Annotated in this window: 11 protein-coding genes; 6 read left to right on the forward strand and 5 right to left on the reverse strand. The window is 70.8% G+C overall.

Annotation, left to right across the window (positions count from 1 at the left end; all coding sequences use genetic code 11):
- Positions 1–99: 99 nt before the first annotated feature.
- The 5 genes from ABT367_RS16740 to ABT367_RS16760 all read right to left on the reverse strand — a co-directional run bounded on the left by ABT367_RS16740 (position 100) and on the right by ABT367_RS16760 (position 5,680).
- Positions 100–1,308 carry an acetylornithine transaminase gene (locus ABT367_RS16740; protein ID WP_352253841.1) on the reverse strand — a complete coding sequence of 403 codons (1,209 nt, stop codon included), beginning with the start codon at positions 1,306–1,308 and terminating at the stop codon, positions 100–102.
- On the reverse strand, positions 1,305–2,456 hold the full coding sequence (gene argJ / locus ABT367_RS16745; protein WP_352253842.1) for a bifunctional glutamate N-acetyltransferase/amino-acid acetyltransferase ArgJ: 1,152 nt from the start codon (positions 2,454–2,456) through the stop codon (positions 1,305–1,307). The genes ABT367_RS16740 and argJ overlap by 4 nt, the downstream gene beginning before the upstream one ends.
- The gene (gene argC, locus ABT367_RS16750; protein ID WP_352253843.1) at positions 2,453–3,481 is read right to left on the reverse strand and encodes an N-acetyl-gamma-glutamyl-phosphate reductase; all 1,029 of its coding nucleotides are present in this window, start codon (positions 3,479–3,481) and stop codon (positions 2,453–2,455) included. Before argC ends, argJ begins: the two co-directional genes overlap by 4 nt.
- A gap of 88 nt (positions 3,482–3,569) precedes the next feature.
- On the reverse strand, positions 3,570–4,781 hold the full coding sequence (locus ABT367_RS16755) for a serine hydrolase domain-containing protein (protein ID WP_352253844.1): 1,212 nt from the start codon (positions 4,779–4,781) through the stop codon (positions 3,570–3,572).
- A 140-nt stretch (positions 4,782–4,921) separates the two neighbouring features.
- Positions 4,922–5,680, reverse strand: coding sequence for a thioesterase II family protein (locus ABT367_RS16760; RefSeq protein ID WP_352253845.1), 759 nt, complete (start codon positions 5,678–5,680; stop codon positions 4,922–4,924).
- Positions 5,681–6,094: 414 nt separating this feature from the next.
- Between ABT367_RS16760 and ABT367_RS16765 the strand changes: the two genes are divergently transcribed.
- The 6 genes from ABT367_RS16765 to ABT367_RS16790 all read left to right on the forward strand — a co-directional run bounded on the left by ABT367_RS16765 (position 6,095) and on the right by ABT367_RS16790 (position 18,153).
- The gene (locus ABT367_RS16765; protein WP_165329987.1) at positions 6,095–6,310 is read left to right on the forward strand and encodes an MbtH family protein; all 216 of its coding nucleotides are present in this window, start codon (positions 6,095–6,097) and stop codon (positions 6,308–6,310) included.
- Between the two features lie 125 nt (positions 6,311–6,435).
- On the forward strand, positions 6,436–7,050 hold the full coding sequence (locus ABT367_RS16770) for an LmbU family transcriptional regulator (protein ID WP_352253846.1): 615 nt from the start codon (positions 6,436–6,438) through the stop codon (positions 7,048–7,050).
- Positions 7,051–7,242: 192 nt separating this feature from the next.
- Entirely contained in the window at positions 7,243–8,829 is a 1,587-nt protein-coding gene (locus tag ABT367_RS16775; RefSeq protein WP_352253847.1) for an amino acid adenylation domain-containing protein, read from the forward strand.
- 35 nt (positions 8,830–8,864) lie between these two features.
- Positions 8,865–9,092, forward strand: a complete 228-nt coding sequence (locus ABT367_RS16780; protein ID WP_165329990.1) for an acyl carrier protein — start codon at positions 8,865–8,867, stop codon at positions 9,090–9,092.
- A gap of 56 nt (positions 9,093–9,148) precedes the next feature.
- Positions 9,149–10,336: an NAD(P)/FAD-dependent oxidoreductase gene (locus ABT367_RS16785; protein WP_352253848.1), complete on the forward strand. Its 1,188-nt coding sequence runs from the start codon at positions 9,149–9,151 to the stop codon at positions 10,334–10,336.
- Between the two features lie 44 nt (positions 10,337–10,380).
- Entirely contained in the window at positions 10,381–18,153 is a 7,773-nt protein-coding gene (locus tag ABT367_RS16790; RefSeq protein WP_352253849.1) for an amino acid adenylation domain-containing protein, read from the forward strand.
- The last annotated feature ends 8 nt before the right edge of the window (positions 18,154–18,161 follow it).

The raw sequence follows: 18,161 nt of genomic DNA on the forward strand, positions 1-18,161 counted from the left end.
GAAGAAGCGGCGTGAATGCCCGAGTTGTATGTGCGTCCAAGAATGCTGAGGATTGCGGTGGAAGACCGAAGAAGGGCAGCGAATTTCAGCCGACGGATATCAGCCGACGGACTTGAGCGCCGCGTGGAACCGTTCGATAAAGGCTTCCACCTCGTCCTCCGACACAATCAGCGCGGGAGCGAGCCGGATGACGTCCGGGAGCGCCGCGTTCACCAACAGCCCCTGCTCCTGGGCCGCCTCCTGTACGCGCGCCGCACAGGCACCGTCGAGGACGACGCCCCACAGCAGTCCGGCCCCCCTCACCTCGCGTACCAGCGGGTGGCCGAGGGACTCGAGCCCTTGGCGCAGGCGTTGGCCTGAACGTCGTACGTGGGCGAGCAGGCCGGTGTCCTCGATCGTGTCCAGGACGGCGAGGGCAGCCGCACACACCACGGGGTTGCCGCTGAAGGTGGAGCCGTGTGTGCCGGGCGTCAGGAGCGCCGCGGCCGCGCCGAAAGCGAGGGTCGCCCCGATGGGCAGCCCGCCCCCCAGGCCCTTGGCCAGGGTGACGATGTCGGCCTCGACGCCCTCGGCCTGCGCCGCGAACCAGTGCCCGGTGCGCCCGATACCGGTCTGGATCTCGTCGAGGACCAGCAGCGTGCCGGTCGCCTCCGTGATCTCCCTGGCGGCTCGCAGATAACCGGCAGGGGGCACGACCACACCGTTCTCGCCCTGCACCGGTTCAAGGACCACCAGCGCAGTTTCCTCTGTGACGGCGGCCCGTAGAGCCTCGGCGTCCCCGTACGGGACATGCTCGACCTCGCCCGGCAGCGGCACGAAGGGGCGCTGTTTGGCGGGCTGGCCGGTCAGTGCCAGGGCGCCCATGGTGCGGCCGTGGAAGCCGCCGGCGGCCGCCACCATACGGGTCCGGCCGGTAAGTCTGCCGATCTTGAACGCCGCCTCGTTCGCCTCCGCACCGGAGTTGGAGAAGTACACGCGGCCGTCGCCGCGGCCCGAGAGGCGCAGCAGGCGCTCCGCCAGGCGTACGGGCGGTTCGGCGAGGAACAGATTGGACACGTGGCCGAGCGTGTCGAACTGCCGCGTCAGCGCCAGCCGTATCGCGGGGTGGGCGTGCCCGAGCGCATTGACCGCGATGCCACCGATGAAGTCCAGGTACTCGGTACCGTCCGCGGCCCAGACCCGCGTGCCGCGCCCCTTGACCAGAGGCAGCCGCGGAGTGCCGAAGTTGTGCATCATGACGCTGTTCCAGCGCCCGGTCAGCGTTGCGTCGCGGGCCTCGGGTCCCGGCTCGGGCGGGGGAGCGTTCATGACGAGTACTCGCTGTTCTCGTGGACGTAGGCCGCGGTCAGGTCGTTGGTCCGGATCACGGCGGACCGGGTGCCCGCGGACAGGTCAACGGTGATGTGTACGGCGCGCTGTGCCATGTCCACCAGGTCGCGGTCCTCGCCGACACCGCCGTCCTTGCAGACCCAGACGCCGTTGATGGCGACGTTCAGCCGATCGGGGTCGAAGGCGGCCCGGGTGGTGCCGATCGCGGAGAGGACCCGGCCCCAGTTGGGGTCCTCGCCGTGGATCGCGCACTTGAGGAGGTTGTTGCGGGCGATGGACCGGCCGACCTCGACGGCGTCGTCCTCGCTCGCCGCGTTGATCACCTCGACCTCGATGTCCTTGCTCGCCCCCTCGGCGTCGCGGATCAACTGCTGCCCGAGGTCGTCGCACACCTCGCGCAAGGCGGCGGTGAACTCCGCGTGATCGGGGGTGACTTCGGCCGCACCGGACGCGAGCAGCAGCACGGTGTCGTTGGTGGACATGCAGCCGTCGGAATCGATCCGGTCGAACGTCACGCGCGTCGTGTCCCGCAGTGCCTTGTCCAGTACGTCGCTGTCGAGCGCCGCATCGGTCGTGAGCACCACGAGCATGGTGGCGAGCCCGGGCGCGAGCATTCCGGCGCCCTTCGCCATGCCGCCGACGGTCCAGCCGCCTCGGGTGACAGAGGACGTCTTGGGCACCGAATCCGTGGTCATGATGGCGCGGGACGCGTCCTCGCCGCCCGACGCGGACAGCCGGCCCACCGCACTCTCGAGGCCGGTCAGCAGGCGGTCGACTGGTAGCAGCACCCCGATGAGCCCGGTGGAGCAGACCGCCACGTCCTCGGTCCCGACGCCCAGCAACCCGGCCGCCTTCTCGGCGGTGGCGTAGGTGTCCTCGATGCCCTTCGGGCCCGTGCAGGCGTTGGCGCCACCAGAGTTGATGACGACCGCGCGGACCTTTCCGTCCGCGAGAACCTGCCGTGACCAGTGGACGGGCGCCGCCTGGACGCGGTTGGACGTGAAGACGCCCGCCGCGGCATGGCTCGGCCCGTGGTTGACGACGACGGCCAGGTCGCGGCTGCCGTTCTCCTTGATGCCCGCGGCGATGCCGGCCGCGGTGAAACCTCGCGCTGCGGTGACGCTCACGGTGCCACTCCGATCGTGGAGAGCCCCATGGGCTCCGGCAGGCCGAGGGCGGCGTTCATGCTCTGCACGGCGCCTCCGGCAGTGCCCTTGGTCAGATTGTCGATGGCGCTGATCGCGACGATCCGGCCGGTCGAGGTGTCGAGCGCCACCTGTACCTGGGCGCTGTTGGACCCGCACACGGCAGCGGTGTTCGGCCACTGGCCCTCGGGGAGCAGGCGTACGAACACCTCGTCGGCAAAGGCCTTCTCGTACGCGGCGCGCACTTCCTCGGCCGTTGCGCCCGGGCGTGCCGGGGCCGAGCAGGTGGCGAGTATCCCGCGCGGCATCGGGGCCAGCGTCGGTGTGAAGGACACGGCGACGCGGCGGCCGGCCACGGCGCTGAGGTTCTGCACGATTTCGGGTGTGTGGCGGTGGCTGCCGCCCACCGCGTAGGGCCGCATGGAGCCCATGACTTCGGCACCGAGCAGATCCGCCCGGGGGGTCCGTCCCGCGCCGGAGGTGCCGGACGCCGCGACGATCACCGCCTCGGGTCCGGCGAGGCTCGCGGCGTAGGCGGGAAAGAGGGCGAGCGACACCGCGGTCGGGTAGCAACCCGGCACCGCGATCCGCCGTGTGCCCGCCAACTGGGCGCGGGCACCCGGGAGTTCGGGCAGCCCGTACGGCCAGGTGCCGGCGTGCGCCGAGCCGTAGAACGTCTCCCAGTCGGCGGCGTCCGCGAGGCGGAAGTCGGCGCCGCAGTCCACGACGAGCGTCTCCTCGCCCAGTTCGGCGGCAAGTTCGGCCGACTGGCCGTGCGGCAGGGCGAGGAAGACGACATCGTGCCCCGCGAGGGTCTGCGCGGTGGTGGGTGCCACCTCCCGCCCGGCCAGCTCGGGCAGGTGCGGCTGCAGGCTGCCCAGCGCCTGTCCCGCGCTGGAGTGCCCGGTCAGGGCGCCGATCTCCACCTCGGGGTGGCCGAGGAGCAGGCGCAGGAGCTCACCTCCCGCATAGCCGGTCGCCCCGGCTACGGCTACCCGCATAGTCATAGAGCTCTCCTGATCAGCAGATGACGTGGTGGTGGCGCGTGGTCGACGCGCCTGTGCCCGTCCTACCCGCAGCCGCTCGCGTCTCGCCTCAGTGGGTGGTGGAGGCGGGGCAGAACTCGGCGCTCATGGTGGCCAGGAGCTGGGAGAACTCCCAGTCGCCGTTGTAGTTGAAGGTGAGCGTGCGGCGGCCGTCCTCGGTGAAGGCGCTGACGGTCAGCGATCCCACCACGCCCCCGTCGTGGTACCAGATGTCCGTGCCGCAGCTCATCGTGAGCCGTTCGACACCCAGGCCGTAGGACGAGCTCGGGAAGTCGGGGTTGACGACCGTCGCCTTGAGCTCCGTCAGCTGCTGCGCCGGCAGGAGCTTTCCGCCCATCAAGGCCCCGTAGAAACGGTTCAGGTCGGCCGCGCTGGAGATCATGTCGCCGTCGCCCCAGTTCTGCGAACCGTTGAGCGCGGTGACATCGTCGATCCGGTCCGGCTGGGTGCCGTAGAAGAGTTTCGAGTAGTGGCGGCTGCTGGGCTTCGGCAGCGTGGTGCCGGTGCCCGGGTGGGACGTGGACGTCAGTCCGAGGGGCGCGATGACGCGACGGCGCACCTCTTCCTCGTACGTGCTGCCGACTGCCTCGACGACCAGGGCCGCCAGCAGGTCGTTGGTGTGCGAGAACGAGTGCCGGGATCCGGCCGGGAAGCTCGGCGGGTGGGCGAAGGCCACCTGCAGGCGCTGTTGCGGCGTCAGGGTGTCGTAGCGGTGCTGCAGGAAGCCGTCGCCCAAGGTGTACGTCTCGTAGTACGTCGGGTCGGCGAGGTAGTCGTACAGGCCGGTGGTGTGGTTGAGCAGCTGCCGCACGGTGATCCTGCTGCCGTCGTTGCCGCCGCCCGTGACCACCCCGGGCAGGTGGCGCTGCACCGTGTCGTCGAGGCTGAGTCTGCCCTCGGCTTCCATCTGCAGCAGGACCGTCGCCACGAAGGTGTTGGTGAGCCCGCCGATGCGGAACCTGTCGTTCAGGCTGCGTGCCTGGCCCGTCTGGCGGTTTCCCACCCCGACGGCGGTCCGCCAGGTTCCGTTCCTGTCCCGGGCCTCCGCGACGGCTCCTGGGACGCCGGCCTGCACGGCGGCCTGCAGGGCGCTCAGGGTGGCCGGGTGTCCGGGGGCTGCGTCGGAGGTGCCGGATTCGGAAGCGCCGGCCACGGGAGTGTCCTGCGCGGCGTGCGCCGTCCCGGTCAGCGTCGCGGCCGCGAGCAGCAGCGCCGCCATCGCGCTCGCACCGGTTTTTGTTCTGCGTATCGGTTTCGTCATTGCCCCGCTCCTCAGCGTCAGCCGTACATGGCTTGATCCGCACTTGTACGGTTCGTGGGCGGCAGAGTAGGCAGACGGTCTTTCGCGGGAACAGCGTGATCCGGCCATCGGGCGTTCTCGGTGGTGCACTCAACTCGCTGCTATTGCACGGCAGTTGACCGGTCCCTCAGGATCTGCCGCGCCATTTCCACGTCCCGTTCGATGCTGTGCAGCAGCGGTGTGGGGTCGTCGAGGAAGTAGAAGTGGCCGCCGTCGAAGCTCCGCAGCCCCAGGAAGTGCTCGGCGTGCGTCTCCCAGCCGGCCATCAGCGGGGACACCGCGAAGTCCTCGCGGCCCGCGTACGCCGACAGCACCGTGGGCAGCGGCCCGGCGCCGGGCGTGGGGCGCCAGTTCTCCACCACGCGCAGGTCGGCCCGGATGACCGGGGCGTACAAGGCCCACAGGGCCGGGTCGTCCAGGATCCCGGCAGGGGTGCCGCCGAGCCCTTGGAGCCGGGCGCGCAGCGCGTCGTCCGCCAGCGCGTGCCATCGCCGCGGCCCGCCTCCCGCCCTCGACATGACGGGCGCCGGGCGGGCCGAGACGCCCAGCCACACCGGGCCGGTCAGCCCCCTGTCGCAGGCGCGGCGCGCCATCTCGTACGCCACCAGGGCGCCCATGCTGTGCCCGAACAGGGCGTAGGGGACGGGTAGTTCGGGCTCGATCTCGCCCAGCAGGAAGTCCGCGAGCCGGCCCGCGTCGTCGACCGGCTCCGTGCCGAGGCGCTCGCCGTGCCCCGGGGCGTCGAGCAGGGTCACGTCCCAGTGGTCGGGAAGGGCGGCCGGCCAGTGCCGGTAGGTCACATGGGAGCCGCCCGCGTGGTGCAGGACGAACAGGCGCAGGGCTTGTTGCGAGGACACCATCGTTCTCCCTGGGTAGGGCGGCTCGGCCGCGATCCTCGGTAGGGCGGCTCGGGCACGACCCTGGGTAGGGCGGCTCGGCCACGACCCTCGCCACGGCGGCGCGACAACGGCCCTTCGGACAAGGCCGACCGAGCGGTGAACGCGGCATCGTGGCACACCACCGGTGGTGCGGTACAGAGAATCCCGGCCGCGGCGAGCCCCACGGGCACCGGAGGAAGACCGCGCTTGGCGCACCGCCGGACCGCTTCCTACGGTGACGGGGCATCGCCGGGCCGCTACCGGCGCCGGATGTCCTGTCGACCGGACGGCCGCCGCCCCGGCGGCCGGCACCGGGGCGACGACGCGCCCGGCACGGCGATCTTGCATTCCGAGTGACCCATGAGTGACCCATGACGGACAAGGACGGTGCCCCAGTTGAGCACGAACCCCTTTGACGACGCGGACGGTCGCTTCTACGTCGTGGTCAACGACGAGGAGCAGCACTCCCTGTGGCCGGTGTTCGCCGAGGTGCCCGCCGGCTGGCGCACCGTCTTCGGTGAGGCCTCCCGCGCCGAGTGCCTCGAGTACGTGGAGCAGAACTGGACCGATCTGCGTCCCAAGAGCCTGCGCGAGGCGATGGCGGCGGGCTGACACCGCGGTCTTCGGCATATCGATCCGAGAGGCGGGTGAATGTGGTGACGGGCGCTGCGCGGACCACGGGCGCACACCGGGCGACGCCGGCGCGAGGCCCTGAGCCGACGGCTCAGCACCAGATCATGCCGTCCCTCGCCGGGACGCCCGCCACGGTGCAGAAGTCGGGGATGACCTTTCCGCAGAACCTGCCGGAACGGTCCTGGGAGCAGATCGGGGCCAACCTCCGTGAGCTGGCCAACTCCTCGGCCTGGTGGCTCGCGGACTGGCTGCTCTACGGCGAGGCCACCTACGGCTGGCGGCGCTACAAGGAGGCGATCGAGCGCACCGGGCTCGACTACCAGACCCTGCGCAACTACGCCTGGGTGGCCCGGCGGTTCGAGCACCACCGCAGACGCGACGCCCTCAGCTTCGCCCACCACGCCGAGGTGACCCGGCTGGCTCCGCCGGAGCAGGACTACTGGCTGCGCAAGGCCGAACAGCTCAAGTGGTCGCGCAACGAACTGCGCCGGGCGGTCCGTGCCGCCCTCGCCGCACAGAGCGACGAGACCCAGGCGCTTCCCGACACCGATCGACAACAGGCCCCGCGGCCGGCCGAGCAGGAGCCGGCAGCCCAGATCACCGTCGAGCTCTCGGCCCGACAACTCGAGCACTGCTCGAAGGCCGCCGCCGCACACGGACTGCCCCTGGACAAGTGGGTGGCCCGGGTGCTCGAGACCTTCGAGACACCGATGACCTAGGCCGCGACCCCCGTGGCGCCGGATGTGTCAACGCCGCCTCGGCCATGGGGATTCAGCGGCGTGTACCTGCCCGTGCGGGCGCGCACATCCGGCACGCACCGAGCACCACCCCGTGACCAGCCGGCTCGCCCACCTCCCCGGGGCGAGCCGGCGGCCCGCCCACCGGACCGTCTTTCACAACGGAGTCAGCTGATGATCCTTCAGGGAAAGCGGGTCGCCCTGCCCCCGAAGCCTGTCGTCCACCACCGGTTCGAGGCGAACGTGGCGGCCACGCCCGACGCCGTCGCCGTCGTGTGGGCCGACCGGCAGGTGACGTACGCGGAACTGGACGCGCGCGCGAACCGGTTCGCCCACTTCCTGACCGCGCGCGGGCACGGCCGCGGCGCCCTGGTCGGCATCTGTCTCGACTACTCGGTCGACCTGCTCGTCGCCATCCTCGGCACGATCAAGGCGGGCGCGGCCTACGTGCCGTTCGACCCGGCCTACCCGGCGGAGCGCCTCGCCTTGCTGCTCGGCCAGGTCCCCGACCTCGCCCTGATCGTCGCTTCCCCGGCCACGGCGGACATGCTGGGCTCGGCGAAGGCCGATCTCGTCGACCTGGACCGGATCGCGGACGAACTGGCCGCCCTGCCGGCAACCGCCCCGGCCGTCGAGGTCACCGGCGACGACCTGTGCTACGCGGTCTTCACCTCCGGCTCCACCGGCACGCCGAAACTCACCGCCGTACGGCACGAGGGCTGGTTCAACCTCATGAACTGGCTGCAGCTCGAGTACGGCCTCGACAGCGGCTCGCACAACCTGGTCGTCAGCGCCTTCGGCTTCGACCTGTCCCAACGGGCCCTGATGACACCGCTGTTCTGCGGCGCCACCCAACACCTCCTCGCCAGCCGCAACTTCGACGCGATGATGGCCTACCGCGTCCTGAAGGACCACGACGTCCGGGTGGTGCACTGCGCCTCGAGCACCCTGTACGTCCTGGTGGACTGGGAGCGGGCCCGCAGCGGCGACGCGCTCTCCCGGCTCGACTACATCCTGTTCGGCGGCGAAGCGCTGAAGGCCGAACGGCTCGCCGGCTGGGCACGGCGCGAGGGCAACACCTGCACGCTGCTGCACCAGTACGGCGTCGCCGAGTGCACCGACGTCGCCACCTCCTACGACCTGGCCGACTACTGGCGCGCGGATCACGACATCCCGCCGGTCGGTCTGCCCGCGTACAACACGGACATCCACCTCCTCGACGAGCAGCTGTCCCCGGTCGGGGCGGGGGAGCACGGAGAGATCTGCATCGCCGGGGCCGGCGTCGGCGCCGGCTATCTGGGCGCCTCCGGCCCCGAGAACGCGAAGTTCACGACGGCCGAGATCGACGGCACCGCGGTGCGGCTGTACCGCACGGGAGACCGCGGCCTCATCACCGAGTCCGGTGAACTGATCGTCGCCGGACGGATGGACGCGCAGGTGAAGGTGCGCGGCATGCGCATCGACCCCACCGACATCGAGCGTGCCCTCGGCCGGCTCGCCGGCATCCGCGAGGCCGCCGTCGCCGTCGTGCACACCCCCGCGGGAGACGCCGAGCTCACCGCGTTCATCGTGCCCACGCGCGAGGAGCTCACCGAGGACGAGGTACGCACCCGGCTGCTGCGCACGCTGCCGCGCAACATGGTCCCCGCCCGGTTCGTCAACGTGCTGCGGCTCCCGCTGAGCCCGCACGGGAAGGTCGACCGCCCGGCGCTGGTCGCGGCCCTCGAGAAGTCCTACGCCCACAGCAGCACGGCCGCATAGCAGCCGGATCCGACGACGACCCCGAAGGGAAACCGATGACTGCCGACCGTGTGCGCGCCATCTGGTGCCGGGAACTGGGGCGCGACGACATCGCGCCCGACGACGACTTCTTCGCCCTGGGCGGCCAGTCCTTGATCATGGTGAAGATCCAGGGTGCCTTCATGGAGGAGCTGGACGTCGAGGTCCCGATGGACCAGATGTTCCTCCACCCGACGGTGGCGTCGATCTCCGCCTACATCGAATCCCTCTGCCCCACGGCCTGAAGGCCTTCGCCGCAGCCGCGCTGCGTCAAGAAACTACCTGGTTAGAGAGGCGCGCCATGTACGACGTCATTGTCATCGGTGCCCGTTGTGCGGGTTCGCCGACCGCCATGCTGTTCGCGCGGCAGGGCTATCGGGTCCTGCTCCTGGAGAAGGCGAAGTTCCCGCAGGACACGCTGTCCTCGCACTACATCCACATGCAGGGGATGTCCCTGCTCAGCCGCTGGGGCCTGCTCGACAAGCTCGAGCGCGCCGGCTGCCGCAAGATCACCAAGCAGAGTTACGAAGGTCCCGGTGTCCGCGTCGAGGGCTTCTCGCTGCCGCTCGAAGGGCTGAACTACACCTACGCGCCCCGCCGTTACGTACTCGACCCGCTGCTCGCCGAAGGAGCGGTCGAGGCCGGCGTGGACTTCCAGGAGAGCTGCGCGGTCAAGGACCTGCTGTGGGAGGACGACCGCGTCGTCGGCGTGAAGTACACGACGCCCGCGGGCACCGAGACCACCGAACGCGCGCGGCTCGTCGTCGGCGCCGACGGCATGCGCTCGCTGGTGGCCCGCAAGACCGCTGCACAGAACGTCATCGAGCACCCCAGGGTGACCTGCACGTACTACAGCTACTGGGCGAACGTGCCCACGCACTTCGAGCTGTACGAGCGCCCCGGCCGCTGGATCGGCGTCATCCCCACCAACGACGACCTCACACTCCTCATGACGTACTTCCCGCAGGACGAGTACAACGACGTCCGCAAGGGAGTCGAGCCCTTCTACCTGGAGACCTTCCGCTCCACGGCGCCCGAGCTCTACGAGCGGATGCAGTCGGGCGAGCGCGTCGAGCAGCTGTACGGCACCGGCCACCAGGAGAACTACTTCCGCAAGGCGTACGGACCCGGCTGGGTGCTCGTCGGCGACGCGGTCAACCACAAGGACTCGATCACGGCCCGCGGCATCACCGAGGCCTTCGTCCAGGCCCAGACGCTGACCGACAACATCGGCGACAAGCTGCACGAGGACGCCGCACTCGCCTCCGCCCTGCGGGCCTACGAGAACAACCTGAGCGGCGAGGCCCTCAGCCACTACCAGGGCGCGCTCAACGTGGCCGAGCTCAAGCCCCAGGGGCGCGTCGACATGCTGCAGAAGCTGGTCGGCCACCAGGAGCACATCGACCGCTACTTCTCCACGCTGTCGGGTGCCTGCTCCATCGACGACTTCTACAACGACGAGCTCCTCGACCTGCTCGACATGAACTGAAGCACGCCTCAGCTCCCACAGGTTTCCGCCGATTTGGAGAAACAATGATCCCGTTGTCGTTCGCCCAGCGTCGGCTGTGGTTCGTGGACCGGTTCGAGGGCCCTTCGCCGACCTACAACGGCGCGTTCGCCCTGCGGCTGACCGGTGAACTCAACGTGGGGGCGCTGCAGTCGGCGCTGCGTGATGTCGTCGACCGGCACGAGGTGCTGCGCACGGTGATCGTCGAGGGCGATGACGGCACCCCCTTCCAGCGGGTGCTCGGGCCGGGGGAGCAGCCCTTCGAACTGCCCGTCGCCGATGTCGTGGACGAGGAGCTGGCGGCCGCTGTGGAAGCGACCGCCACCATGACCTTCGACCTGGCGGCGGACGCCCCGATCCGGGCCCGGCTCCTTCGGTCCTCGCCCACCGACCACACCCTGGTCGTCGTCGCCCACCACATAGCGGTGGACGGCGAGTCGTTCGGGCCGCTGTTCCGGGACCTCACCGATGCGTACGCGGCCCGCGGCGAGGGGCGGGCGCCGGCCTGGGAGCAACTGCCGGTGCAGTACGCGGACTACACGCTGTGGCAGCGCGACGTGCTGGGCGACGAGTCCGACCCCGAGAGCGTCTCGGCACGCCAACTCGCGTACTGGCGCGAAGCGTTGGCGGGTCTTCCGCAGCCGCTGGCGCTGCCGACCGACCGCCCGCGCCCGCGCGTGATGAGCGCCGAGGGCGACCGGATCCCCTTCGCCATCACGCCCGAGCTGCTGAAGGGCGTGGAACAGCTCGCCGCCGAGCTGGAGACCACGGTCTCGATGGTCATGCACTCGGCGCTCGCGGTGCTCCTCCACCAGCTCGGCTGCGGCGAGGACGTCTCCATCGGCGCCCCGATCACCGACCGCACCGACGAGGACCTGCGCGACCTCGTCGGCTTCTTCGTCAACACCTGGGTGCTGCGCGTCGACCTGAGCGGACGCCCCGCCTTCCGGGAGCTGCTCGCGCAGGTGCGGGAGAAGTCCCTGGCCGCGTACGACAACCAGGACATGCCCTTCGAACGGCTCGTGGAGCTGCTCAACCCGGACCGCTCCACCGCGTACAACCCGTTCTTCCAGGTCATGCTCTCCTGGCAGCCGCCGGTGCCGCCGCTGTCGCTGCCCGGCCTCGGGGTCGAGGTGCAGCGCCTGGAGACGCAGACCGCGAAGTTCGACCTGTTCTTCGACCTGGTCCCGCTCGGCGAGGGCGGGGCCCGCTGCCGTCTGGAGTACGCGAGCAGCCTCTTCGACCGCTCGACGGCCACCGCGCTCGCCGACCGGTTCGTCCGAGTCCTCACGCAGGTCGTGGCCGACCCACAGGTGGCGATCACCGCCGTCGACGTCCTCGACGACACCGAGCGCGACGAACTGGTGCACCTCTTCGACAGCGCCGTGCCCGCGGACGACGGGCTGACGATCCCGGCGGCCTTCGAGCACCAGGTCGCCGCCTCGCCGGACGCCCCCGCGCTCGAATGCGACGGCCGGGTGCTGACCTACCGCGAACTCGACGACCGGGCCAACGCCGTCGCCTGGGAGCTGATCCGGCGCGGCGCAGGACCCGAGGACCTCGTCGTGCTCGCCCTGCCGCGCACCGAGGACCTGGTGGCCGCACTGCTCGGCATCCTCAAGTCCGGTGCCGGATACGTACCGCTGGATCCCCAGTACCTCGGGGGACGCGCCCACAGCGTGCTCTCCGAGGCGGCGCCCCGGTTCGCCGTCACCGACACCGCGACCTGGCAGCAGACGCCCGACAACGACGTCGACTGCGTCCTGCTCGACCAGCGCGCGCACTGGCAGACACCCGCCGGAGCTCCGGACGACACCACCCGCACCGCGCCGCTCGGCCCGGACAACCTCGCGTACGTGATGTACACCTCCGGCTCCACCGGCAAGCCCAAGGGCGCCTCGATCACCCACCGCAACGTCGTGGGCGGCGTACGGGAGCTGACCCGCGTCCTCGACGTACCGCCCGGCTGGCGCATGCTCGCCGCCACCTCGGTCAACTTCGACGTCTCCGTCTTCGAGCTCCTGACCACCCTCACCACCGGCGGCACCGCCGAGCTCGTGCCCAACGCGCTGGCGCTCGCCGAGCGGGACGGCTGGGACGGACAGATCGTCAGCGGCGTCCCCTCCGTGCTCGGCGAACTGGTCGGACACCTGGACAAGGCACCGAACCTGCGCACCGTCGTCCTCGCCGGCGACGTCCTGCCCGGCCGCCTGGTGCGCCGCCTGCGCGAAGCCCTTCCGGACGCGCGGATCGTCAACTCGTACGGGCAGAGCGAGAGTTTCTACGCCACCACCTTCGCGCTCGGCGCCGGCGAAACCTGGGACGACAGCGACGTCGCGCCCATCGGCACCCCGCTCGGCAACATGCGCGCCTACGTTCTCGGCCCGGGGCTGGTCCCCGTGCCGCGCGGAGTCGTCGGCGAACTGTACGTGGCGGGCGGCTGCCTGGGCCGTGGCTACCACGGCCGCCCGGCCCTGACCGCCGAGCGCTATCTGGCGAGCCCCTTCGGCCCGGCCGGTGAGCGGATGTACCGCACCGGCGACCTGGCCCGCTGGAACGTCGAGGGTGAGCTGGAGTGTGTCGGCCGCGGCGACGGCCAGGTCAAGGTGCGCGGCTTCCGTATCGAGACCGCCGAGGTCGAGGCGGCCATCACCGCACACCCAGGCATCAGCGAGGCAGTCGTCATCAGCCGTGAGGCGCCCTCGGGCGGCAAGCGGCTCGTCGCCTACGTGGTGCACACCGGTGAAGGAGCCGTCGGCGACGACGGCGCCGGCGGCATCGGCGATGTGGACGTGCTCGCCGGTGCTTCCTCCGCCGAACTGCGCAAGTACGTCTCCGGGCGCCTGCCCGACTACATGGTGCCGTCCGCCTTCGTGGCCCTCGGCAAGCTGCCGCTCGGCCCCACCGGCAAGCTGGACCGCTCGGCCCTGCCCGAGCCGGAGTTCCACGGCGAGGCCTACCGGGAGCCGCGCACCGAGGCCGAGTTGATCATCACCGCGGCGTACGCGGACGTGCTCGGCGTGGACCGGGTCGGCGTCGACGACGACTTCTTCGCGGTGGGCGGCGACAGCCTGCGCTCCATCCAGGTGGTGGCCCGCACCCGCGCCCGGGGCCTCGAGGTCTCCACCCGGGAGATCTTCGAATGCCGTACCGCCGCCCGCCTCGCCGAGGTGGCCTCCGACCGCAAGGACCGCGCCCCGGTCCTCGTCGAGGACGAGAGCGGCGGCGTCGGCACGATGCCGCTGCAGCCGGTGGCGCAGCATGTGTTCGGACAGGGCGGCGGCACGGACCGGTTCGCCATGTCGATGGTCCTCGAACTGCCCGCCGCCATCGACGCGGACGGTCTCGCCGCCACCCTGGACGCCGTCCTGGACCGGCACGACCTGCTCCGCTCCCGCCTCGTCCCCGGCGACGAACCTTCCCTGCTGATAGCCGAACCCGGGAGCGTACGGGCCGCCGGCCTCATCACCCGGGTCGACTTCGAGGGCGGCTGGGACGAGCCGTCCGCCCTTGCCCTGGCGAAGGCCGAGCTGTACGACGCGACCGGCCGACTCGACCCCCCTGCGGGCACCATGGCGGACTTCGTCTGGTTCGCCCCGCCGTCGGGCGCGGGCCGGCTGCTCGTGGTGCTGCACCACCTGGTGGTCGACGGTGTCTCCTGGCGCATCCTCATGTCGGACTTCGCCGAGGCCTGGCAGCAGGTCCGCGAAGGGAGGACGCCCGAACTCGCCGCCGTCGGCACCTCGGCCCGCCGCTGGGCCGCCGCCCTCGAGGACGAGGCCCACAACCCCGCCCGCGAGGCAGAACTGACGTACTGGCGCGACCTGTTGGAGTCACCCGGCGCCGACGCACCGCTCGGCGCCCGCCCCTTCGACCCCGCCCTCGACACCTGGTCCACCGTCGAGACCGTCCGGGTGCAGCTGCCCGCCGATGTGACCGAGGCGGTCCTGACCAAGCTGCCCGCCGCCTACAAGAGCACCGGCACCGACGTACTGCTCGCCGCCCTGGCCGTCGCGCTCGACTGGTGGCGCGGCACCGAGTGCGCCGCACTCGTCCGTCTCGAAGGACACGGCCGCGAGGAGGACGCCGTTCCCGGCGCCGATCTCTCCCGCACCGTCGGCTGGTTCACCACCATGTACCCGGCGCGCGTCGACGTGCGGGGCCTGTCAACGGCCGACGTGCTGGCCGGCGGCGCCGCGGCCGGCGAGGCGATCAAGCGGGTCAAGGAGCAGCTGCGCGAAGCCCCGGACAAGGGACTCGGTTACGGCCTCCTGCGCCACCTCAACACCGACACCGCCGAACAGCTCGCCGAGCTGCCGGTGCCGCAGATCGGCTTCAACTACCTCGGCAGGATCTCCGACTCCGACGTGCCCGAGCACCTGCGCACCGACGGCTGGGGCCCCTCACCCTGGTCCGCCGAGCTCATCGCGGAACCGGACCCGGACCTGGCCGCGCTGTCCGCCCTCGAAGTCAACTCGGTGGCCACCGACACTCCCGAAGGCACCCGCCTGCAGGCCGCGTTCATGTCCGCGAGCGGAGTGCTGTCCCGCGAGCGGACCGCCGAACTCGCCGACCTGTGGGTCGTGGTACTGCGCGGCATGGCCGCACACGCCGCGAGCGGCCGGGCCGGCGGCCTCACCCCCTCGGACGCCCCGCTCGTCAGGGTGCGCCAGAGCGACATCGAGACCTGGGAGGAGCGCTACGGACGCTTGGTCGAGGTGTGGCCGCAGGCACCGGGCCAGCTGGGCATCCAGTTCCAGGCCGCGCTCGCCGACGGCGCCTTCGACGTCTACCACATGCAGTTCGTACTGCACCTGTCCGGACCCGTCGTCCCCGAGCGCATGCGCGCGGCCGGCCAGGCCCTCCTCGAGCGGTACCCGAACCTGCGCTCCGCGTTCGTCACCACCGCCGACGGCGAACCGGTGCAGGTCGTCGCCGAACACGTCGATCTGCCGTGGCGTCACCTCGACCTGAGCGGACAGGACGCGGCCGCCCAGGACACCGCGCTCGACGCGGCGCTCGCCGCGGACCGAGCCGACCAACTCGACCCCGTCCGGCCCCCGTTGCTCCGACTCGCCCTGCTCACCTGCGGGCCGGACACGTCCAAGCTCATTCTCACCGCACACCACACCCTCTTCGACGGGTGGTCCTCACCGCTGGTCATCAAGGACCTCATCAGCCTGTACGCGGAGGCCGGCGAGCTCGCCCCGGTCCGCTCCTACGGCGACTACCTGGCCTGGCTCACCCGCCAGGACCGCGCGGCCTCGGCCGCCCGCTGGAAGGCCGAACTCGAAGGTTTCGACGAGCCCACCCTCGTCGCCGCGGGCCTGCCCTCGAAGGGCGAGGCCGCCTCACTCGGCCGCGTCGAGGTCCCGCTGTCGATCGACAAGGGCCGCGAACTCGCCCGGCGCGCGGCCGAACTCGGCGTCACCCTCAACACGCTCCTGCAGGGCGCCTGGGCCGTCGTGATCTCCAAGCTCACCGGGCAGCAGGACGTGGTGTTCGGCGCGGCCGTCAACGGCCGCCCCGCGGAGGTGACCGGCAGCGACGAGATGGTGGGACTCTTCATCAACTCCCTGCCCACCAGGGCACGTTGCCTGCCCGCCAGCACGCTGGCCGAGGTGGTCACCGATCTGCAGAACCGGCAGATCAGCCTGATCGACCACCACTACTACGGCCTGGCCGACATCCAGCGCGGCACCGGACTGCCCGCCCTGTTCGACACGATCGTCGTCTTCGAGAACTATCCGGTCGACCGCGAGGGCATCGTCGACGCCAACGACTCGGCCGGCATCTCCATCGACGCCATCCGCCCCTTCGCCGGTTCGCACTACCCCCTCACGCTCAACTCGTCCGACCCCTACCTGCGGCTCTCCCTCGACTACCAGAAGAACGTCTACGACCACGAGGCGGCCGAGACCGTGGCCGGCCGGCTGGTCCGGGTCCTCGAGCAGATCCTCGAGGACCCGTCGGTCCCGGTCGGCACGGTCGAGGTGCTGGGGGAGGAGGAGCGGGACTGGTTGGTGCGCGGGGTGAATGACACCGCGCAGCCGGTGGAGGCAGGCACGTTGCCTGCTGCTTTCGAGGCGCAGGTGGCGCGGACGCCGGATGCGCTTGCCCTCGTGGGTGAGCAGGAGCGTTTGTCGTACGGGGAGTTCAACCGTCGGGCGAATCGGCTGGCGCATTGGCTGATCGAGCAGGGTGCCGGACCTGAGCGCCTTGTGGCGGTGAAGATACCCCGCTCGGTGGATCTGCTGGTGGCGATCTATGCGGTGGTCAAGGCGGGTGCGGCGTATGTGCCGATCGACCCGGAGCTGCCGGAGGACCGGGTACGGCACGTACTCGCGAGCGCGAAGCCGCTGCTGGTGCTCGATGTCGATCTGCCGGATACCGCCGATTACGCGGAGTCGAACCCGGTGCGCGAGTTGTCGCCGGACAACGCCGCGTACGCCATCTTCACGTCGGGTTCGACGGGTGGCCCGAAGGGTGTGCCCGTCGCTCACCGGGCCATCATGAACCGGCTCGCGTGGGGGCTTTCGCACTTCTCCGTTGGCGTCGAGGACCGGGTGCTGCTGAGCACGACGGCGAGCTTCGACGTGTCGGTGCCGGAGATCTTCGCGCCGCTTCAGGTGGGTGCGGCGATCGTGATCGCGCGGCCGGACGGCCGGCGCGATCCTTCGTACCTGGCGGAGCTGATCCAGCGCGAGGGCGTGACGGGCGCGGACTTCGTACCGTCGCTGCTCGAAGCGTTCGTGACCGAGCCGTCGGCAAAGGGATGCACCAGCTTGCGCTGGATCGAGGTCGCGGGGGAGGCGTTCCCGCCGCAACTCGCCAACCGCGTAAGCGAGTTGCTCCCCTCGTGCTCCGTGAACAACCTCTACGGTCCCACCGAGGCGGCCGTGGAGGTCACCGCCTGGGAGCATGTGCCGGGTGAGGACCGGGTGCCGATCGGCGCTCCCGTCTGGAACACCCAGGTGTACGTGCTGGATGCGGCGCTGCGTCCCGTCGCGCCTGGTGTAGCGGGGGAGTTGTATCTGGCGGGTGTGCAGCTGGCCCGCGGCTATCTCGGGCAGACCGGGCTGACGGCGGGCCGGTTCGTGGCCTCGCCGTTCGGTGAGCCGGGCAGTCGGATGTACCGGACCGGCGACCTGGTGAAGTGGACCAAGGACGGACAGGTCGAATACCTCGGCCGCACCGACTTCCAGGTCAAAGTCCGCGGCTTCCGTATCGAACTCGGCGAGATCGAACAGGTCCTGGCCAAGCACCCGCAGGTCGACAGCGCGGTCGCCGTGGTCCGCGAGGACCGCGCCGACGACCAGCGGATCGTCGCGTACGTGGTACCCGCACCGGGCCTGGCCGGCCCCGCCGAGGTGGACGTCGCGGCGCTCACCGAGCTGGCCCGCGAGCATCTGCCGGAGTACATGGTGCCCTCGGCCGTCGTGCCGCTCGCCGCGTTCCCGCAGACACCCAGCGGAAAGCTCGACCGTGGCGCGCTGCCCGCACCGGACCGCCCCGAGGCGGACGCGGGGCGCGGCCCGCGCAACCACAACGAGGAAGTCCTGTGCCGGCTCTTCGCCGAGCTGCTCGGCGTGGACCGGATCGGCATCGACGCCGACTTCTTCGACAACGGCGGCCACTCGCTGCTGGCCACGCGGCTCGTCGGCCGCATCCGCAGCGAACTGAAGGTCGACGTGAAGGTCACGACCGTGTTCCGCAGCCCGACCGTCGCCGACCTGGCGACGCGGATCGAGAAGTCGGGCAAGTCGAACCGCCTCCAGCTCCGGCAGATGAACGCATGAGGAGTAGC

Source organism: Streptomyces mesophilus (assembly GCF_040300965.1).
Lineage (GTDB): Bacteria > Actinomycetota > Actinomycetes > Streptomycetales > Streptomycetaceae > Streptomyces > Streptomyces mesophilus_A.

Excerpts from the sequence above, each read along its gene's own strand:
- ABT367_RS16740 (WP_352253841.1), bottom strand. The coding sequence starts at position 1,308 with ATGAACGCTCCCCCGCCCGAGCCGGGACCCGAGGCCCGCGACGCAACG.
- argC (WP_352253843.1), bottom strand. The coding sequence starts at position 3,481 with ATGACTATGCGGGTAGCCGTAGCCGGGGCGACCGGCTATGCGGGAGGT.
- ABT367_RS16755 (WP_352253844.1), bottom strand. The coding sequence starts at position 4,781 with ATGACGAAACCGATACGCAGAACAAAAACCGGTGCGAGCGCGATGGCG.
- ABT367_RS16760 (WP_352253845.1), bottom strand. The coding sequence starts at position 5,680 with ATGGTGTCCTCGCAACAAGCCCTGCGCCTGTTCGTCCTGCACCACGCG.
- ABT367_RS16770 (WP_352253846.1), top strand. The coding sequence starts at position 6,436 with ATGCCGTCCCTCGCCGGGACGCCCGCCACGGTGCAGAAGTCGGGGATG.
- ABT367_RS16775 (WP_352253847.1), top strand. The coding sequence starts at position 7,243 with ATGATCCTTCAGGGAAAGCGGGTCGCCCTGCCCCCGAAGCCTGTCGTC.
- ABT367_RS16780 (WP_165329990.1), top strand. The coding sequence starts at position 8,865 with ATGACTGCCGACCGTGTGCGCGCCATCTGGTGCCGGGAACTGGGGCGC.
- ABT367_RS16785 (WP_352253848.1), top strand. The coding sequence starts at position 9,149 with ATGTACGACGTCATTGTCATCGGTGCCCGTTGTGCGGGTTCGCCGACC.
- ABT367_RS16790 (WP_352253849.1), top strand. The coding sequence starts at position 10,381 with ATGATCCCGTTGTCGTTCGCCCAGCGTCGGCTGTGGTTCGTGGACCGG.